The organism is Paenibacillus sp. OAS669 (genome assembly GCF_014873645.1).
GTDB lineage: Bacteria > Bacillota > Bacilli > Paenibacillales > NBRC-103111 > Paenibacillus_S > Paenibacillus_S vulneris.
In genome coordinates, this window is sequence record NZ_JADBDR010000012.1 from 155,662 (window position 1) to 174,446 (window position 18,785).

Below are 18,785 nucleotides of genomic sequence, written 5' to 3' on the forward strand. Positions count from 1 at the left end.
GATGTGAGGAGGGGCAGCATGGACTATAGAGTAACAACTGTTGGTTATATGAAGCTCAACACACTCGGGACCTCGACTGTTCTTGAGGTTGGCGATTCCGAGAAGCTTACCCCGTTTAACTATACGATTGCCGTGCAGAGGGAGCAGGCAATCTTTATCCAAAATGAATTTCGATTCTCCGATTACAGCTTATTCTCCCGGCCGTTATTGGATCCTATTATTCATGAAAGCTTGTCTATGAAGCGAACTAATGTATCGCCTAACATTCGCGTAGACAGGATCAACATGTTTTTGGTGAACTCTTCTTCTATTGCACATATCGGTTCAAGCGATAATTTGATCGCCCAGTCACGGATCAAGCATATTCGGCATTTACTGAGAGAAAGACCTGCTGCGCCTGCTGCGACTTAAACCTTTTTGGAAGGGGGAATTGCTTTGCCATCCATTGTACAGTCCGTCAATATTAATACGAACAGCGGGACGGTCAATTTTGGAGATACTTTGAGTATTGTACCTGTATCCAGTACAAAATCGGTTTCAGGTCAGGGCGGAAGCAATACGGGAAATATCGTCAATACGTTGAACGGTCCGAATGTCAATAATGTATTGAATGCGGCTTTAATCGACCAGCCTACTGTACCGTAAGTCATGAACTGTCAGCCAATGAGGGGGTAGGCAACTATGGATCCGAGGAATAATCCCTTTTCACAATTTGACTGGAATGAATTTGAGAAGTACTTTCAAGGCATCTTACCGCAAAATTCCGATATATCCAAGAAGACCAATTGGATTGAGGATTATGTACGTCAGGTATTGAAGGACAACGTGCCCGACATGCAATCCGCTTCCAATGCCAAGCGTTATGATACCGAAATTATGGAGACGGTTGAACATCTGCTGTTTAAAATAAAAATCCCCGATAGGGCTGAAGCCCAGAAGCTGAAGGTTTTTACGGCGAACCATCAGATCAAGCTTGAAAGCAAGGACAACCGGGAAATCCAATGGTTTCGTCTTCCGCATCCTGTGGATCCGGCGAGCTGTAAAGCCGTTTACAAGGAAGGGGCTCTGCAGCTGCTGCTTCGCAAGCTGGGAAAGGAAGAGCCGTTCTATCAAGCAACCATTGAGTTTCCGTAACAGGAGAGTGAAAGAAAGGGCAGAGGACATCGTCCCCTGCCTCTTTTTGCCGCAACTTAGTAAAGAACCGGAACCCTACGCAAAAAGGGTCTGACCCACTCGGCTAAGTACGGGACAGGCCTTATATTTAAAGTGCCTGTACTTACTTTTGCTGCGGAATGCAGTATAAACGTCCCGTTTCCTCCCAAATCTCCCCAGGATTCAAGGAAATCAAGCCGATGTCTTCGGATGGGAGGGAAACCGAGGGAGCGTTCACGAGATTGATCTGCGGCTCCGGACAGAAGAAGCCCTCCGTCGCGTTGTTATTCCAAATCATCCAGTGCTTGAACGACGTACCTACATCATATACAAGAGTAACTTGATTGCGGGTATCGGTCAGCTCCATCCGGTTGCGTCCGTTGTGGGGCTGGGACGTGTAATGGTTGTCCATCGCCTCAAAAAAAGGAGAGATCCCCGTTGTTCTCATAAGCTCTTCGTCGGCCGTCAACGGCTGATATTGACCGGTTGGCAGCATGCGATCATTCAGAGCCCAGCGGCGTCCGGTGGTCAGTGTAAAGCGATAATCCGATGCCTGACTGTTGGCGGCGAACGGCGCATTGATGGAGGTATGGAATGCTAACAGGCAAGGCATGGACTCGTGTCCGTCGTTACGAACGAGAATATGCTGGTGCAGGCCCAACTCGTTCACGGTATAGCTAAGCTTGATTGTAAATTCATGAGGGAAGTAGCGATAGACCGGATGGTTCGTATCAACCTTCTGTACCAGAGTGATTCGGCTTGCATAAGGATCTGCATGGAATTGCTCCACTTCCCAAGGGATATTGTGCAAAAATCCGTGAAGATGATTGCCTGTGCTCGGTTCATTGACGGGAAACTCATAGCATTTGCCGTTCCATGGAAATTTGCCGTCCTCGTACCGGTTCGGAGGAAATAGGACGGGTATTCCGTGAATGATCGGTTTTTCCTTGAAAGCAGCCATCTCCTCCGGTGCAGGCTCATGCAAAAAACGGTATTGGTTTACGGTATCGCGAAAGGCAATGCAATTCCCGCCGATCTCGGGTAGAATAATAGCTTCATAGGGACCATACGCCAAAAATACTGCGCGCTCCCCCTGATATGTCGCCTCATAAGCTTTGGATTGTATTGGTTCCATAACGGCCTCCTGTTTCTATGTAGAATCTCTTCCCAGAATACCATAAGGAACAGAGGAGTAGAATGGATATAGTTAAAAAAGAATCAAACATTTGGTAAAAAGAGGAATAGGCGACGATTCTCACGAATTACCTTATCGAGGTGACGAATCCATGGTTGAAAAGTATCCATTGGCCAATGAGCCAGGCCGTACAATGGTTGTTTTCGTGAAAGACGGTAAGTTTTATGGGCATATTGTGAAGGATAAAACGGATAAAGCTCCAGCCAAGTTTGTTTTTGAGACACCAAGGTTTCTTACGTTAGAGGAATTAAAGGCGGAATATCCCTCAGCGGATACGAAATAGCAGACAGGGTAACAAGCCGGTCACTCCCAGGAGGGCCGGCTTGCGTGATTTACTGCGCACATGGAAGGGCCATTCTACTTCAACAGGCCCATTAATGTTGTGACGGTTTTCCTTTGATGCGGAAGCGGCAGGTTCAGCTTGTTACGGTCGATCAGCTCATTTAGCATATAAGGAATCCATTTGCCGCCGGCCGCATTCAGACGTATCATATAAGCGATCTGGGCTTCCAGATGCTTAGGCTGACTGGACATGGCTATATTCAGCAGCTGCTCATACAGCTTACTAACGACCGGAGTATAAGCGGAAGCCAGATCCGGGATCAGGGAGAGGACCGTTTGCCAGGTTTGAGGCTCATCGACCCAAACCAAGTTCAGCTTATATCCTTCGTCTTCGGTTTTAAGCAAATATTGCTTGGAGAGAAGAAAAGCATAATCCTCCTCATGGGCTTTCTTATCGGGAAGCTCTCCTTTCATAAAGGCGTGACATAGCTGTGCATCCTTGAATGTCAGACTTCTCCAGCCCGGACGGTCACTCCAATGCGTATCAAACTGCCAGAGGGATAAGCTCCCGCCCCCATTGCGTGTCATGGCACCATTAAAGGCGTATTTGCCGGGCTCGAAGCCGAGGTTCTCTAAGGGTTCTTGCTTCAACTGAGCGTATGCGATATATCGTCCGCCGTCTTTACGAACGGGAAGGATAAGTTTTCCCTCCGGCGCCATGGAGAGAATGGAAGAGCCTTGCCTTTCTATATCCTTGGGCAGCAAGGTCCAGAGAAGAAACTCGTAATCCCTATCGGGATAATACAATGAAGTCGCTTCGATATCCTTGCGAACATCCATCAACGCTTCATAGTGGAGATCGGCGAGCTGCGCAGCACTAGCTTTATAGAGCTTGTGGATGGCTTGAAGCTGCTCCCGCGTGTAATCCCAAATAATAAAATCGGTCCTGTACTTGTTCGAACCGGCTTCCGTCACGAATCCGTACTCCTCCAAATAACGTACCTCATCCTCAATAAAATGGGCAGGCGTGCCGAGCTCTACGGCAAGCTCATGAACGCTCATAGGCTTGTGATACATACGTAAACGATATTTTGGGTCAAGCTTCTTTTCAAAAAGTCAAAGGTTTCTCCCAGCTTACCCGGTTGACCGCTGTGACCTGTACCTGTTAATTGAATGGGGTTGAAGCTCAACTGTCCACTTGGGCGCATGCGATTCATTCCCTTCTTGATTTCCTTCTTGGCATCATGGAGATGCCACTTCACCGTTCCTAATGGAATGCCTAGGGAGACGGCAATTTCCTGCTGCTTGAGGCCTTCGTAGTAGTACTTGACTACAACTTGTCTCTGTATGCTGGACAGGTAGGCGAGCTCACGGCGCAGCATTTGATAGTGCTCATTGTTGATCAGCTGATCGACCGGCTGCGGCCCGGAACAGGACAACTCATCCAAGAATCCGTTCATTTCCAGGCTCACCGGCTGGCCGCTGCGTCTTTTCAGCCAATGAAACCAGGTATATTTCGCAACGGTCCAAATGTAGGAGTCAAGCTGATCAATCCTGATGCCAGATGAAATAGATTTGACAAGCTGGAGCAAAATGTCTTGAGCCAAATCCTCGGCTTCCTCCCGATTGTGCGTTCGATTCAGGGCGAATCCGAATATGGGCTTGGCGTACTGCCGGAGGATATCCGACGTCGTTTCGGTCGAATGAGCGCTCATTCTTAACCTCCTTTATGACCGGTCATTAAGTTAGTGTCTCTATATCGGAAAAGGTTGGAATCCTCTTGAAAAAATGCAGTGGACTAATAGAAAAAGGGGAAATTGGCACTTTATTTCCTTGTCCCTCCTAGCTTAATATGAGGCTTATGCAAAAGTAAACGTCGAAAGCGGGGGATTCCTATGAATGTACAATCAGTAGAGCTTACTGGAGTTCGGGCCCAGTTACTTCCATTAAACAGAGACCACGCCGAGGAATTGTTTGCGGCCGCGGCGCATCCGGATATCTGGACCTATCTTCCCGAGAAAATTGACTCTATAGAGGACACACTCAAATGGATAGAAAAGGCTTTGGCCGAACAAGAAAAAGGGGGAGAGCTTCCCTTTGTCGTGCGGGATCAAGAAACAGGAAGGCTCGCCGGCTCTACACGCTATATCCAAATCACCCCGGCTCATCGCAGCCTGGAAATCGGTTGGACATGGTATCATCCGTCCGTATGGAGGACGCGCATCAACACGGAGTGCAAGTATTTGCTGCTGAGGCACGCCTTCGAGGATTTGCACGCCGTACGTGTGCAATTTTGCGCAGATAAGCGAAACGACCGGTCCAACCAAGCGATCCAAAGGCTGGGAGCAATTAAGGAGGGAGAGCTGCGGCGGAACCGGATATTGAACGATGGTTATATACGCGATACCTGCGTGTACAGCATATTGGAGGAAGAATGGCCTCAAATCAAGCTGAGGCTGGAGAGCTACTTGAGATGATAAGGAGAAAAGGAAGGTTTGTAGCGTCCAGCTGAATGGTATAATTTTGTAATCATTTTGTAATCTGTTTTTTACCTGGATTTAATGTTCAAGGTCTATAATGTACTCAAGACCCCCTTTTTAATATATATAACCTTAAGGCTCGCATCCCGTTGATGCGGGTCTCTTTTTTTGTAAAGGGATTGATGAAGGAATTAGGAGTTCCTTTAACGAATACTTCTTGAAATATGGAATTTATTGGGGAATGTTGATGAGGAGAACAGAAATTTCATTTATTGTCCTTGCAAAAAGAAGTCTCGCGGAAGGGGAATGGCTTTGAAGAATCCAACAGAGGCACTTGCAATAGAAGAATCCTTGGCCAGGGAGGATGTATTCGCCCATTTGAGCCGTGAATGGAATATCGAGGTATGCAGCTATAGCGCTGTTTATAGGGGGCTGTCCAATTGGAAGTGGGTTGTCAACACTCCAGACAATAAGCTGTTCGTCAAATGCTACCACCCCAAACGATACCGGCTTGACGAGCCCAAGCATAAAATATCCATCGCCAGATCCCTGTCCTTCCAGCGTTTGCTGCATGACCGGGCCAATGTATGTCCTGATGTAATGATGCATAACGGGGAAATGATTATACAATCGGACTCGGGCTATTTTTATGTCGTGATGGAGCATTTTGATGGGACCCCTCCCCGTGCCGGCTGTTTGGACGCTAATATGATGTATCGGCTGGGACAGGCTTCAGGGCGAATGCATGCTGTCTTATCTCAGTATCCGGAACAAGGGGCTCCGTGGAGACCTGTACTCACTACTATGCAGGAGAAATGGCAAATACAAATGGATCAATCCATGGAGCTGCCGTCTTTGCCGACGCGGCTGAAGCGGGCTCTTGAACGACAGGGGGAGTTATTGCACCAGCTGGATCTATCGATATTTGATGCATTGGTACCGGGCTGGGCCCATTGGGATTTATGGGTCGATAATATACTGATTGGAGCAGACGGTGACATTCGTTTGGTCGACTTCGATACGGTACAATGGGGGTATCCGGAGGTCGATGTTGCGAGAGTGATCTTATCCGGTGCGTTACGTAACGGTCAGCTTCAGATTGGGCCGACGGCGGCGTTCTTGAAGGGCTATCGAGAGGAAAGTCCGTTTGCTCCGGGACGGTTATCATTATCTTTGCAATTATTATGGTGCCGGGAAGCGCATTGGTGGCTCAAAACAAACATGGATACGTTCAGCGCGCCACCCAAACGATTCGCCGAGGAAATGCTCTGGCTGACCGAGCATTGGGACCATCTGGATACCTGGTTGGGGCCTGAAGGAATCATGGTGAAATAAGGAAGAGGCATGCGAATGGGCATGCCTCTTATGTTTGTTTGGGAGAAGCCTCCGGTCTTATTCAGCTCTAATCTCCAGCAGCTCGTATTTGATGTCACCCACAGGAGCATTGACAATAATTGTATCTCCTACGGATTTGCCCATGAGCGCGGCGCCCATTGGACTTTCGTAGGATATTTTATTATCAGCAACGTCGGCTTCGGACGGGCCTACAATTTTGTATTCGATTTTCTCGGCGAACTCCACGTCCAACAGGACGACAACGGAACCAACATTGACAGAGGACGTATCCACTTTATCTACAACACGTGCTCGTTTGAGCATCTTCTCTATGGTGAGAATTCTTGTTTCCATGTGCGACTGCTCTTCCTTGGCGGAATGGTACTCGCTGTTTTCCTTCAGATCGCCATAGCTGATCGCGGTTTTGATGCGGCTGGCAAGCTCTTTTCGTTTTACAGTTTTGAGCTCCTCGAGCTCTTGCTCTAATTTGGCCAGTCCGTCTGGTGTTAAAATAATTTCTTCATGTGCCATCCAAGCATCTCCTATTGTTCTAAATCATTCTCTTTATTGCATTGTACACTATTTCGCTTCAGGATGCGAAAATGAAACCGGAATTTTTCCCGAAGGCGTCTCAACGGCTTTTTTTCATGCAGAACGCGAATGATCCTTCCGGAATATGGAATAAATCGCCCATCCAATAACAGCCGCGATAAACCCAAGACCGGATAACATCCACCAGAGCTGTCCTTTTAACGGATTTTCTGCAGGCTTTGCCGGCGTATCTGTTTCTGCCGCCTTAGCGACCGCAGCTGAATAACCAATATTCGTCAGCGCCTCCGCTCCAAGGCGTTCTTTCAGCTGCGCAAGGTACAAGCTCTCCGGATTGACCTTGGCTCCCCAGGAATCATACTGGCCCTCGGGCTCCTTGGAGGACATCTTTTTCCCGACACACCCGATGCACCAGTTCATTGTTCCGGGAGCCTGGGACACGAGAATTTGCGGGGCCTCCACATTCCAGGCGACGGACCAGCCCATAGGCCAGCCGTGCCCGGAGCCTGCTGTCGTTCGATTCATAAATACAATGCCCTCGGCATCATTGCCAGGATTGGTAAAACGGCTGTTATCTACCAGAATGCCTGTCGTCCATCGCTGATGGGGGGCTATTCCGTTTTTCTCCGTGGACGTAAAATTCAAAATGACGATGGGGCCAGTCCCTTGATTTTGCGTGACGAACGCCCAGGAGCCTTTGCCTTTGTTCTGGAAATCATTAGCCTGGCTCTTGTTGAACAATATTTGCGTTCCTGTGCATGTAAAGCTTGCAGGCGCAGCCGAGTCGGTAGAGGAGACCGTATGATTCACCGCCACATTATCTACCGTAATCCGTTTGGAGGCCTTGTCGATCGTAAAATTATCCGTACCGTCTTGGATGATGACATTCCTTACCCAGGAGTCGATAATTGCGTTCATATAGACGGCCCTGTATCTTTCCACGGCAGCCGGAGCCTGGATTTTAACATTTTCCAGTCCAACCTGCGATATTCTGCCGGGAAACGTATATTTGGCGACAGTCCCTACCGGGCTGCCCAAATATTTGGAGTCGAAAGAGTCGGTCAACGGGGCGTCGAATATCAATTTATTGCCCGATATCGATTTGATAACCCGGTCTGTTGTCATCTTGCTGCCGGGAGCGATCCAGGTCTGTGCCTTCCCGTCTCTGACTAATGCATCCATTCCCATAAATTGAATCCAGTCCTTGGTGGCCGTACGGCTGATCAGCACATTATCCCCTTCTTTGAAGCCGGAGGCGCTGCTGACCGTTACGGTATCGTTTCCCGAAGGAACAAAGGAGTCCGCAATATTCGTGCTTACCCCAGGTGTATGGGTGCCGGTTCCAGCTAGGTTGAACAGCAGAAAAGGGGTTCCGTTCATTTGAATGACGGTCCCGCCATCACCGGACCCGCTGCCGCGAACAACGACGCCGCTTGTCTTAATATTGATTTGCTTGGTTGTGATAAAAGTCCCCGGACCAAGCAGAAGCGCCCCGCGGAATCCGTCTTTGAGGGGCATGGCCGACACTTCGTTGATCGCATTTTGAATGGCGGTCGTATCGTCGCCGCCGGATGGCTGGATAGTTTTGACGACTGGGACTTCAGGGATTGCAACGCCGCCTCCCATATAACCAGCAGTGGAAAAGTCCATGATGCGGTTACCGGATTCATCTTTTTTATAAACCAGTTTTCCATCCGGTCCGTAGGTTACCCACGCTGACGCAGCTTCGTTACCGGCAGAAAGGCTTACCGGACTGTTCAGAACGGTGAGGGTGAGGATAAAAATAAGCAGGACGAGTACATGCCAACGTTTGCTCTTCAAAACAATCATACAATCTACCTCCAGGACGCCGCTTTATCTTCTGGCTGCTAATAAAGTTCCGTTCCAGCGGTCATTTATCTTTGAAATGAATCATGAAAAATTGCCAACAATTTCAATATACTTGATGTCCGGGCTAAGAGCAACTTGAACGAAAAACTAGAAAATTGTAAGAGATTTCATATATTGACATACGAACATATGTTCTGTATTATTTGAATTGTAATTATTATCCATGTACGTGGTTCATGAAGTTTACCCGGGTAGAACTGCGTGAGTAGTAACAAAACTAAAAAGGGATGTGTTGTGTATAATGAAATGTTATTCAAAAAGTCTTATTGCAGTTTTCATCATGTTCTTATCTTTATTCCTATTTGCTTCCTTTGCCCAAGCACAAGCGGGTGACAATGATCGTCCTATATTTAATTCGCTCCAGCTATCTTCGAATCAGGCCACTCCGGATCAACCAGTTACTATAACAGCGGATGTTACGCCGCCTATTTTAAAATCGCTAAATATATCTAGCATCACTGCAAAAGCAGGCGATAGCGTGACCATTACAGCGGATGTATATGATGAATCTGGATATATTTCTGTATTTGGAAACTATAAACCCATTAATAGTACCCGATATTATGATAAGAGCTTTGCTCTTAATCTAAATGAAAAGGGCAATTATTCAGGCAGTATTCGATTTGAAGCTAATGATGATAAAGGAGTTTATATACTAGACCAACTGTATTTATCTGATTTATTTGGTAATCAATACACAATTAGACACTCTAAGACAAACTCGGAGGAAACAGCAAACTATCGTTATGAGGATTTAAGCCGTTATTTTATTTACTATGATGCAACTGTTCCTATGTGGCCGTCTGACAATGTACTTACCGTAACTAATTCAACTTATACGAGTGCAGATCTTCAATGGCAGCATGCGGTTAGTTTATATGAAATTAACCATTATAATATATATAAGGATGGTAACCGGATAGATACGGTTAGTGGTAATGTTTATAAATATCATGTTGATGGTCTTTCTCAAGGCGGATCATATCGGTTTATGGTTGAGGCAAATAATGAGTGGGGGAATAGTATCAACAACCCAACGACGACAGTAACAACAGGAGTATACTTTGATACGACTCCACCTTACTGGAACCCAGGTGCAAAATTAACGGTTACAGAAGCTAGCTACAAGAGTATAAAGTTGTCTTGGGATCCGGCTCATGATAATGTCGGTGTAAAGCAATATTTGATTTACAGTGATGGTGCTCATTACGCAACTTTGGACAGTAGTATAACGTCGTATAATATATACAATCTAGTTCCAAATAGCATTATTCGGTTTGAGGTTAAGGCTATGGATTATGCTGGAAATATAACCAACCATGGTCTAGCAATTATTTATAAGGTACCTGATGTAATTTCCACTTCGCCAGAAGCTTATTTTGAGACTAACGGAGAATTTATTCAGGCAGGATCTACGTTTGATGTAAACATTGGTGTGAAAGATGCAGTAGATTTATATGGATTTTTATTGAAATTAGACTACGATCCAAACATGTTTGAAATAGAGCAAATTGAACTTCATTCCGAGTTTGGATCCGAAAATGTTGATGCAATAGTAGGAAGAAATGAACCAGGGGCAGCTCAGTTCGACCTAACCGGAGTATTGTTAGGAAATGTACAGGGCAAATACGGAAATATTAAGCTGGTGACCGTTAAACTGAATGCTTTGCGCAACGGCAATGGATCCTTATCCCTGTCCTCAGAATCACAAATCTCCGATTCGAAAGGTCAACTCACAATGTTGAATCCAGTAAGTTTCAGTATACATGTCGGGGATCTTGATTTTAATCGAGATGGACAAGTCAATCTTAGTGATCTTGTTATCATTTCGCATTATAATGATGTCCGTATGGGCAACCCTTTATATGATCCATTATTTGATTTAAACAACGACGGGGTTATTGATAAGAAAGATATACAGTATGTTGCTGATAAAATAGTTAAGAAGAATTAAAAGCTGTTAGAAGAAAAAGAAGATGGACCAATTGTCTCCATCTTCTTTTTATATTAGAGAATCTATTTCCTCAGGAAGTTACAGGCTCCGTAACAGATTTCACGCTGTCTTTTAAGCTTTTCCATTCGGCCAGCTGCTGTTCCAGCTGTTCGATCAGTTTTTCCATGTCACGGGTCAAGATCTCTTTGTCCCCATCCCGAAGGTTCTTAAGATCGGCAGACTGCGGGGCATGGGCCGGAAGAAAATCCAGCAGACGCTGAAGCTTGCCTTCAATAGGAGCTTTGGCGGGAGCAGCTGTTGCCGATGGAGCTAGAGATGCTGCAATCGGTTCCTGCTCGGACATGACCGGTTTTTCCTTTTTCACGGTTTCTTTTGGCTCTTTCGGCTCTGCCTTTTTGGCGCGTTCCGCTTTATTGGCCTCGAATGTCGACCAGGTTTCCAGCAGCTCATGGCCGGATTTGTATAAAAGCTTGTCCTTCGTATTTGCCGAGATCGTTTTATCCTTGAATAAACGGGCGATCTTCTTCACGTCGCTGACCGGCATCTCATCCCGGGCTACGATTAGAGCGAGGGAATCGCGATGCTCCAAAGGCAAATCCTTGAGGGGGAGCAGCTGATCTTCCGTCAGCCGGTCCTTTCTAATTTCGGTGCCTGCAACAATGATTTTTTTGACGGCGTTGCTGAATTTAAGCAGTTCACATTTATTTTTTATGTAGGCCTCCGGTTTGCCAAGCCGGCTGGATAAAAATTTGGTTGAGCTGCTGAATTTGGGATCGTTAAGCAGCTTATGAAAGGCTTCCGCTTCTTCGATTGGAGAGAACCCTTCCCTGGTCAAGTTTTCCGCAATTTGCTCCAAATAAATTTCCGTTTCGTCCGTAATGTCGGAGACGATGCACGGGATGGAGGGGCGGCCGAGCATTTTGCACGCCTTGTAGCGACGGTTGCCGTAAATGATCTTATATCGGCCATCCTTAATGCTTCTGACCTTAATGGGAGAAAGAAGTCCCAGCTCCTCAATGCTATTCATTAATTCCTGCAGCGCATCTTCATCGAATTGGTATCTGGGTTGATCCGTATCTTCATCTATCAAATGAGTCGGAATTTCAATGATGTCCATCGAAGTCATCCTGTCCTTTCATATAATATAGAAAAACCACCAGAGCTCATGGCGGTTTATAATGGGCATGTACGTTAGCATTCGCAAGGGATTAGCAGTACAGTACATCTAACTTTATCAAGAGATAAACAAATAGTCTATACTTTTTCCGAAAAATACCATATGATTTTTGTGAAACTCTCAGGAAAACCGACAGGAGGACGCCTGGAATGCTGTATCATTTCAGTGAAGAACCGGCCATCCGCAGCTTTGTGCCGAGAACATTAGAATACCGTCCGGAGGAGCCGGCCCAAGTATGGACAATAGATGGGTTTCACGCGCAGGGGTAGAAAGGAGAGAAGCATGAAGCTTATATTAACTTCAGACGGAATCAGCAGCAGTGCCATTGAAAGGCAGATCCTGTCCATACTCGAATCTCCTCCATCTAAATTGAAATCCTGCATTGTCACGACGGCATCCTCCAAAAAGCATCAAAGTCAAACTGCTTTAAACGATCAGGCTCGCCTCCTGCAATTAGGCCTATCCAGCTGCGAGCTCGTAGATATTGAGTTTGACGATCCTCAGATCCTCCGGGAATATGACGTTATTCATCTTAACGGCGGAAACCCGTTCTACCTCTTGCTCCAAATGAAGCGTCGAAATGCGATGGGACTAATAAGACAACTGGCGGACCAGGGCAACCTTATCATAGGCGTCAGTGCCGGTGCTATGGTGCTTGCAGATACCTTGGAGCATGTGAACGAGCTGAACCGTATCATCGGCTATGAGAATATGGATTTGGAGGAGCTAACGGATTACGATGCGGTCGGATTAACCCGTTGTGCGGTAGTCCCTCATTATAACCGGTTTATTGCGGATAATCCGGATTTTGAACAAAGCTTACGGCAGCTGGAGCTAAGCCGAGGCAGGACTTATGTCAGAATAGAGGATGGCGATGCGCTTGTGATTCAGGACGGCATGGCAAGCTATATTCGTTCTACGGAGGTGTCCTAATCATAGAACTATTTGGAAATAGAGTACCATAATACCCGCGTCGGCCATAGCATGGGAAAGAATGGAGCCGCACAAGCTGCGATATTTGGAGGACATCCAGCCCCAGATCATACCGGCGGCAACTACGGGAATACAGGAAAGCAGTGAAAATGGAAGTTCGAATAGCGGCAGCAGTACAATGCCGTGATACAGACTGTAAAATAAGGAGGAAATCCAAAGGGCACACTTCTTGGCATGCAGCTTTTGCAATAGAAACCCCCGCCAATACCATTCCTCCAAAATAGGATTCACTAAGGTTAGAACGATGACCAGCCCCAAGGTATCGCCTATGTTCAAGCCTAATTGCCATTCCTGACGGCTTGTTCGCATACAGGCCCTCCCTATCGAATATATATAACTTTAAGTATAGAGATATGGAGAGGAAGGCGACATGGATAAACAAGACTCTTCTTTTGTACGGGGTACGTTCATTCTCACGGCGGCGGCATTCATTACGCGAATACTTGGTTTTTTGAACAGTATCATTTTAGCGCGTTATTTAGGACCGGAAGGTATCGGTTTATTGATGATGGCACATCCGCTTGTCCCAATGATGATCACATTGACCAGTCTTGGGCTGCCTGTCGCCATTTCCAAGCTGGTTGCTGAGGCGGAGGCCCGGGATGATGAGGCGAAGATCAAAAGAATTTTGCAAGTATCGTTAACCTTGACGGTAACGCTAAGTGTAGTACTGACGCTCGGCAGCGTCTTTGGCGCCAAGCCCATCGCTTCCTGGATATTGGCTGATCAAAGGGCCTATTATGCGATGCTTGCGATTATTCCGATCACTCCTCTCGTGGCCATATCCTCCGTCCTGAAGGGATATTTTCGCGGCAAGCAGAACATGAAGCCGATAGCGATCTCCGATGTAATCGAAAATATCGTCCATATTACCTTGCTGGTAGGGATTATCCAGATGCTGCTGCCTTATGGCATTGAATATGCCGCGGCCGGAGCTGTAATCTGTACCGTGCTTGGCGAGGGCGGAGGATTAATTTACTTAATCATTATGTACTCCCTGCATAAAAAGAAAATCCGCAGGAATCAGCCGGAATCCTCTCATGCCATGCCGAGCAAAAAGGAAACCATCTATGAGCTGCTGCATATCGGTCTTCCGACGACAGGACAAGGCTTTATCCATTCGATCTACAGAGCGATCAAGCCTGCATTGGTTATCAAAAGCCTGGCCGTGGCAGGGGTGGGTACAGCGCTTGCGACCAAGCAGTACGGATTGCTGGCAGGGTATGCTTTTCCGCTGTTGATGTTTCCTACATTCATCATGCACTCCTTATCTGCAGCCCTAATGCCCTCCATTAGTGAAGCTTATGCGACCTATAACCGCAAGCTGATTCATCAGCGGATCGATCAAGCGATCCGTCTTGCCTTCATGATTGGGGCTCCCTGTACCCTGGTGCTGTATATGTGGGCGATTCCGTTAACGACGGTCATGTATCATGCCCCGGAAGCAGGTAATCTTCTGAAGCTGTTGGCTCCTTTTTTTCTGCTGCATTATTTTGAAGAGCCGTTTCACGCGGTCCTGCTGGGTATCGGTAAAGTGAAGACCGTCATGTGGAACTTCATCATGAGCACCTTGCTTCAAGCGATAGCGATGTATATTTTCGGTTCGGAATGGGGGATTTACGGCGTTGCTACCGGCATCAATTTCGGCATATGTATTATAACCATGCTGAACTTTTTGTCGATATCTACGTTTATCGGTATTTCACTGGACGTGCGTCATTATCTCAAAACGGCCCTTTGCTTAACGATTATGGCGATTGGGGGCCAAGCGGTTTACGTATTTATGAACCATGCCGGTTATGCGCTTGCGTGGGTCGTTACCGGGTCAATTCTCGCCTCGCTGCTGATGTACTTATTATCCCTTATGGCTACGAATACTTTAAAATTAACGGACCGAAGCGGTTCTGTGAAAGGCTTTTTTACGAAATTGTAGTTCAAATTATCCCCGATTCCTTAGCGGATCGGGGTTTCTTTTTTGCTGCAAAAATTAACCCGAATAAGCTTTGAAACCTTGGCCGCACTGTAGGGTTATTATATTTTGGATATATTTACAAAATAATCGACGAATGATATTATCAAATTACGTAATAAAATAATTACGTAAATAAATAATCTGGAGGCGATTCTTGTGACTCAAGATAACCGAAATCAGTACGATCCCCACACGCTGGTGTGGGCGCTGCTGGACAACAGCATCTTGGAGCATCAGGCTGGATATTGTACGGAAGTCGATATTTATCTGCATAGCGGGACTATGGTTACCCTGTCCGATAACGGGAGAGGGATACCTGTAAGCGGTGAGCTTAATGTCCAAACGGTATTGACCGGAAATGCAGGTTCAGACTTAAGCTCATCCAGCTTGACGAACGGTAATACAGGAATTAGCGCCGCTGCCGTCAATGCCTTGTCCCACAGATTATTTGTTGAAATTCGCAGAGAGGGAACCATCTACAGGCAGGATTATATGGATGGTATTCCGCAATCAGGTGTAATCCCTATTGGTTCGACGAAGGAAACGGGAACAAGTGTCACGCTGGAGGTGGAAGCCGACCGGTTCAATCAACCTTTTGACAGGAACCGACTGGAAAAAGGAGCTCTTGAATTGACAAAGGGGTATCCCGGTTTAAAGGTGCAAGTTCATTCTTCCAGGAGTTACTAGATAGGAAGCTGCTTCGGCAGCTTTTTTCATTAAGGGGTAGTTTCGATTGGAAATAGAAGGGAATTGGAGGGTGATAAGGAATTTGTTATTAGGAGTTTTGGTAGAAGGAGGGCGATTATGCATAAGTCTAACTTTGATTTTTTGAAAAACAGGCTGCCCTTTTATAATTTTTGAAAGAAACCCAAGGCATACGGGGCAAGCCTCGTCTAGTTGCTGTTTGGTCTTCCTAACATCAAAGATCTTCACGTTTTCCAATAACCGACAGCAGTCCGGCAGAGCAGCTTAATGTATGGACGAGTAAAAAAGTATACGTATTGAAATAGAAGCTGTTCGTATACTGATTAAACCAACCATAGCGGTAGATTCTCGATTCCGGGTTGTCAGGCGTCCCTCCAAGCGCATAGATGAGTTCTACGACGTTATGAATGATGCAGCCAAGCAATATGGCAATGACAACGACAGTAACGGGCAGGATGAATTTGAGACGGAGAGGGGCGGTTTTCCCTATCCTTCTTGCAGATGCAAAGGTGAGAACCAAACTGGCTGCTAGAAAGGGAAGTAGTATCATAATGACGAGCAGTCCAAGATTCCCGTTGCCGGATATCCGCTCCGGCCGTATCGTAAATAAATGCTCTACCATATAAAATCCGGTAAACGTTATAAGCAAACTGGCGGCACAGAGACGATATTTACCTGCCAAAGCTTTCACCTCCGTTTTGTTGTATACTATTCCAATAGTATAAACCTGCCTGATTATCCAGTGTAACTGGCAGCATGAATTTTTTAAATCGTTTTGGAGGAGGAATAGACAGATGAAGCTTCGCTGTGCGATATTGGATGACTATCAGAACGCGGCTTTGGACCTGGCAGATTGGTCTTCCCTTCAGGATAAAGTGGAACTGACCGTCTTCACGGAGCATATGAGCCATGAGGATGAGGTAGCCGAGGCTATTCGGGACTATGATATTGTCGTGATCATGCGGGAACGTACGCCTTTCCCCAAATCGTTATTTGCCCGGCTCCCCCGGCTAAAGCTGCTCGTGACAACAGGAATGCGAAATGCCTCTATTGATCTGGCGGCCGCCGCTTCCCATGGCGTCGTCGTCTGCGGAACGGCAGGCAAGCCGGAGCCGACAACAGAGCTGACATGGGCCTTGATATTAGGGCTGGCAAGACATATTCCCCAGGAATATAACGCCCTTCGGACCAATGGCCCGTGGCAGATCACGATAGGGGCGGATCTGGGCGGCAAGAGACTGGGATTGCTCGGCCTTGGCAAAATCGGGAGCCGTGTGGCGCGCATCGGTCAAGCCTTCGGTATGGAAGTGGCTGCCTGGAGCCAGAATCTGACGCAGGAGCGGGCAGAGGAGTGCGGCGTCCGGCTTGCCGGCTCAAAGGAAGAGCTGCTGGAAACCAGCGATTTTGTTTCTGTTCATCTTGTGCTGAGTGAGCGTACCAGAGGCCTGATAGGGGCCGGGGAGCTGTGCCGTATGAAACCGACGTCGTATTTGATCAACACGTCCCGTGCGCACATAGTCGATCAGCAGGCGCTTATCGAAGCGCTGCAAAACCGTTGGATTGCCGGGGCGGGAGTGGATGTTTACGATATCGAGCCGCTGCCGAAGGATCATATGTTCAGAACGCTTCCCCATGTTTTGACTACACCTCACCTAGGGTACGTATCTGAGGGGAATTACCGGATTTTTTATCGCGATGCGGTGGAAGATATCCATGCATTCTTGAATGGCTCGCCTATCCGTACCTTACAATAAGGATAGGAGTCAAGCTATAGTTGAAAATACTTTTATATGGAGCATAAATTTGATATCGACATGACGGGACAATCCGATATAATGGCAATATATGCCGTCTAACTTCTTCTTTGCCAGACAACATCAAGGTATATACCTATATCTTGTGAATTAGATTTTGATGGCAGGATATGCAGCCTATACTCTAAGGAAGGTGTAGTCCATCGTGCATTGGAAACGTCAAATGTTGGAGAAGGCCTATCGGATAGCGGAGCCTTTTTGCAGTCATTCGGGAGTTGCGGGTGTTGCCTTGGGAGGAAGTATTGGAAGAGGGCAGATGTGGAAGCATTCTGACCTGGAGCTGTGCCTAGTTGTGGAGCAGCGCCTCAAGGAGCTTCAGCATTTTAACTATATGGACTCCATGGGGGTAGAAATCATTCAAATTACCAAAAGCCGGATGAAGGAATTTACGGAACAGTCCGGTGAACCGGATAGGTCCATACTGGGATTCCCGATTCAAATATATAAATGCAAAGTCTTACACGATCCCGAACAGCTTCTGAATGCATTCAAAAAACGGTATGATTCCTATTTATTTCACGAGCCTATTACGAAATTTAAAGAGAAAGAAGCCTTGGAACAGGCCAATGCCAAGCTGGACAAGGCTCGGGAACAAGTTACCCGGGGCAATTACAGAACTGCAGCGGCTCATCTGCGAGTCGGCTTGAATTTTCTGCTGCTAGCCGTTTATTGGCATTATCACATACTTCCTAGGAGCCAGAACCGAACGATATACTTTTTACATAAAAATTCGCAAGTCATAGGGAATACCAAGCTGTACGACGCCTTTATCCAGGTCTTTGGGCTGGAAAAGCCGAGGAAAACGCATAAAGACGCTCTGCAGAATGCTCAGCGGGATATTTTCCAATTATCAGACACGTCCTGGGGCAGCAATACCTCCGCCTTTCTAAAAAACGCAGTGGATGGCAATCTGGAATGGGGGCATCATCAAAGTATTGTGTACGTCTACAAATATTGCGTCCATCGAATGCACGGACATGATAGATATCCCGAGGATCTTTACGATCGGCCGGATTTTGCACGACAGTTTCCCGAGCTGTACCATTTCCTGGACATGGATACCATGACTTTAGATGATGTGAAGCAGTGGATCCTGATGTTTGAGGAAGCCAGGGGAGACCTGCAGCTGCACGCTATATAGAAGAGAAAAAGGCGATTGCTTTACTGACCTTCATTGGTTGAGAGCAAACGCCTTTTTTCTTGTACCGTCTATACCTGACAATGGGAGAGCTCACTGTTTCGGTGTCATCTATCTAATTATTTTTGTAAAAATTTCAGGAATTGATC

General features: G+C 46.7%; 21 protein-coding genes. 13 read left to right on the plus strand and 8 right to left on the minus strand.

From position 1 onward, the window contains the following. Window positions 1–18 precede the first annotated feature (18 nt). From GGC63_RS23855 to GGC63_RS23865, 3 genes are read left to right on the plus strand one after another with little or no spacing between them, the layout of a single operon-like run. The gene (locus GGC63_RS23855) at window positions 19–411 is read left to right on the plus strand and encodes a spore germination protein GerPE (RefSeq protein WP_192704454.1); all 393 of its coding nucleotides are present in this window, start codon (window positions 19–21) and stop codon (window positions 409–411) included. A gap of 24 nt (window positions 412–435) precedes the next feature. Then, a complete protein-coding gene (locus tag GGC63_RS23860) occupies window positions 436–645 on the plus strand; it encodes a spore germination protein (protein ID WP_079910876.1) in 210 nt (69 codons plus the stop codon). Window positions 646–681: 36 nt separating this feature from the next. Further along, window positions 682–1,134: an Hsp20/alpha crystallin family protein gene (locus tag GGC63_RS23865; protein ID WP_192704455.1), complete on the plus strand. Its 453-nt coding sequence runs from the start codon at window positions 682–684 to the stop codon at window positions 1,132–1,134. Between the two features lie 142 nt (window positions 1,135–1,276). Here the strand turns inward: GGC63_RS23865 and GGC63_RS23870 are convergent, their stop codons facing one another. Then, window positions 1,277–2,287, minus strand: a complete 1,011-nt coding sequence (locus GGC63_RS23870; RefSeq protein WP_192704456.1) for an aldose 1-epimerase — start codon at window positions 2,285–2,287, stop codon at window positions 1,277–1,279. A 151-nt stretch (window positions 2,288–2,438) separates the two neighbouring features. On the opposite strand from GGC63_RS23870, the gene GGC63_RS23875 reads away from it, so the two are divergent. After that, window positions 2,439–2,630: a hypothetical protein gene (locus tag GGC63_RS23875; protein WP_079910873.1), complete on the plus strand. Its 192-nt coding sequence runs from the start codon at window positions 2,439–2,441 to the stop codon at window positions 2,628–2,630. Between the two features lie 74 nt (window positions 2,631–2,704). On the opposite strand, the gene GGC63_RS23880 is transcribed toward GGC63_RS23875, so the two are convergent. Both GGC63_RS23880 and GGC63_RS23885 read right to left on the minus strand, forming a co-directional pair. Then, window positions 2,705–3,691 carry a hypothetical protein gene (locus tag GGC63_RS23880; protein ID WP_192704457.1) on the minus strand — a complete coding sequence of 329 codons (987 nt, stop codon included), beginning with the start codon at window positions 3,689–3,691 and terminating at the stop codon, window positions 2,705–2,707. Beyond that, window positions 3,688–4,344, minus strand: a complete 657-nt coding sequence (locus tag GGC63_RS23885) for an RNA polymerase sigma factor (RefSeq protein ID WP_192704458.1) — start codon at window positions 4,342–4,344, stop codon at window positions 3,688–3,690. The genes GGC63_RS23880 and GGC63_RS23885 overlap by 4 nt, the downstream gene beginning before the upstream one ends. Window positions 4,345–4,524: 180 nt before the next feature. Between GGC63_RS23885 and GGC63_RS23890 the strand changes: the two genes are divergently transcribed. Together GGC63_RS23890 and GGC63_RS23895 are read left to right on the plus strand one after the other, a co-directional pair. After that, entirely contained in the window at window positions 4,525–5,106 is a 582-nt protein-coding gene (locus GGC63_RS23890) for a GNAT family N-acetyltransferase (protein ID WP_192704459.1), read from the plus strand. Between the two features lie 315 nt (window positions 5,107–5,421). Then, window positions 5,422–6,444 carry a phosphotransferase enzyme family protein gene (locus tag GGC63_RS23895; RefSeq protein WP_192704460.1) on the plus strand — a complete coding sequence of 341 codons (1,023 nt, stop codon included), beginning with the start codon at window positions 5,422–5,424 and terminating at the stop codon, window positions 6,442–6,444. 57 nt (window positions 6,445–6,501) lie between these two features. On the opposite strand, the gene greA is transcribed toward GGC63_RS23895, so the two are convergent. Beyond that, the gene (gene greA, locus GGC63_RS23900; RefSeq protein ID WP_079910869.1) at window positions 6,502–6,975 is read right to left on the minus strand and encodes a transcription elongation factor GreA; all 474 of its coding nucleotides are present in this window, start codon (window positions 6,973–6,975) and stop codon (window positions 6,502–6,504) included. 114 nt (window positions 6,976–7,089) lie between these two features. Further along, window positions 7,090–8,823, minus strand: a complete 1,734-nt coding sequence (locus tag GGC63_RS23905; protein ID WP_192704461.1) for a hypothetical protein — start codon at window positions 8,821–8,823, stop codon at window positions 7,090–7,092. 301 nt (window positions 8,824–9,124) lie between these two features. On the opposite strand from GGC63_RS23905, the gene GGC63_RS23910 reads away from it, so the two are divergent. Next, the gene (locus GGC63_RS23910; protein ID WP_192704462.1) at window positions 9,125–10,837 is read left to right on the plus strand and encodes a fibronectin type III domain-containing protein; all 1,713 of its coding nucleotides are present in this window, start codon (window positions 9,125–9,127) and stop codon (window positions 10,835–10,837) included. Between the two features lie 70 nt (window positions 10,838–10,907). Here the strand turns inward: GGC63_RS23910 and GGC63_RS23915 are convergent, their stop codons facing one another. Then, a complete protein-coding gene (locus GGC63_RS23915) occupies window positions 10,908–11,954 on the minus strand; it encodes a ParB/RepB/Spo0J family partition protein (protein WP_192704463.1) in 1,047 nt (348 codons plus the stop codon). Window positions 11,955–12,163: 209 nt separating this feature from the next. On the opposite strand from GGC63_RS23915, the gene GGC63_RS35410 reads away from it, so the two are divergent. Both GGC63_RS35410 and GGC63_RS23920 read left to right on the plus strand, forming a co-directional pair. Then, window positions 12,164–12,283, plus strand: a complete 120-nt coding sequence (locus GGC63_RS35410; protein ID WP_412973889.1) for a DUF6886 family protein — start codon at window positions 12,164–12,166, stop codon at window positions 12,281–12,283. A 13-nt stretch (window positions 12,284–12,296) separates the two neighbouring features. Beyond that, window positions 12,297–12,947 carry a Type 1 glutamine amidotransferase-like domain-containing protein gene (locus GGC63_RS23920; protein WP_192704464.1) on the plus strand — a complete coding sequence of 217 codons (651 nt, stop codon included), beginning with the start codon at window positions 12,297–12,299 and terminating at the stop codon, window positions 12,945–12,947. Here GGC63_RS23920 and GGC63_RS23925 read toward each other — a convergent pair whose 3' ends face one another. Further along, entirely contained in the window at window positions 12,948–13,316 is a 369-nt protein-coding gene (locus GGC63_RS23925; protein ID WP_192704465.1) for a CPBP family intramembrane glutamic endopeptidase, read from the minus strand. A gap of 61 nt (window positions 13,317–13,377) precedes the next feature. On the opposite strand from GGC63_RS23925, the gene spoVB reads away from it, so the two are divergent. Beyond that, the gene (gene spoVB, locus GGC63_RS23930; RefSeq protein ID WP_192704466.1) at window positions 13,378–14,940 is read left to right on the plus strand and encodes a stage V sporulation protein B; all 1,563 of its coding nucleotides are present in this window, start codon (window positions 13,378–13,380) and stop codon (window positions 14,938–14,940) included. 195 nt (window positions 14,941–15,135) lie between these two features. Beyond that, a complete protein-coding gene (locus tag GGC63_RS23935) occupies window positions 15,136–15,666 on the plus strand; it encodes an ATP-binding protein (protein WP_192704467.1) in 531 nt (176 codons plus the stop codon). A gap of 232 nt (window positions 15,667–15,898) precedes the next feature. Here the strand turns inward: GGC63_RS23935 and GGC63_RS23940 are convergent, their stop codons facing one another. Continuing rightward, window positions 15,899–16,366, minus strand: a complete 468-nt coding sequence (locus GGC63_RS23940) for a hypothetical protein (protein WP_225948449.1) — start codon at window positions 16,364–16,366, stop codon at window positions 15,899–15,901. A gap of 112 nt (window positions 16,367–16,478) precedes the next feature. On the opposite strand from GGC63_RS23940, the gene GGC63_RS23945 reads away from it, so the two are divergent. After that, a complete protein-coding gene (locus GGC63_RS23945) occupies window positions 16,479–17,438 on the plus strand; it encodes a D-2-hydroxyacid dehydrogenase family protein (RefSeq protein WP_192704468.1) in 960 nt (319 codons plus the stop codon). Window positions 17,439–17,661: 223 nt separating this feature from the next. Beyond that, window positions 17,662–18,639: a nucleotidyltransferase domain-containing protein gene (locus GGC63_RS23950; protein WP_225948470.1), complete on the plus strand. Its 978-nt coding sequence runs from the start codon at window positions 17,662–17,664 to the stop codon at window positions 18,637–18,639. Window positions 18,640–18,785: the final 146 nt, after the last annotated feature.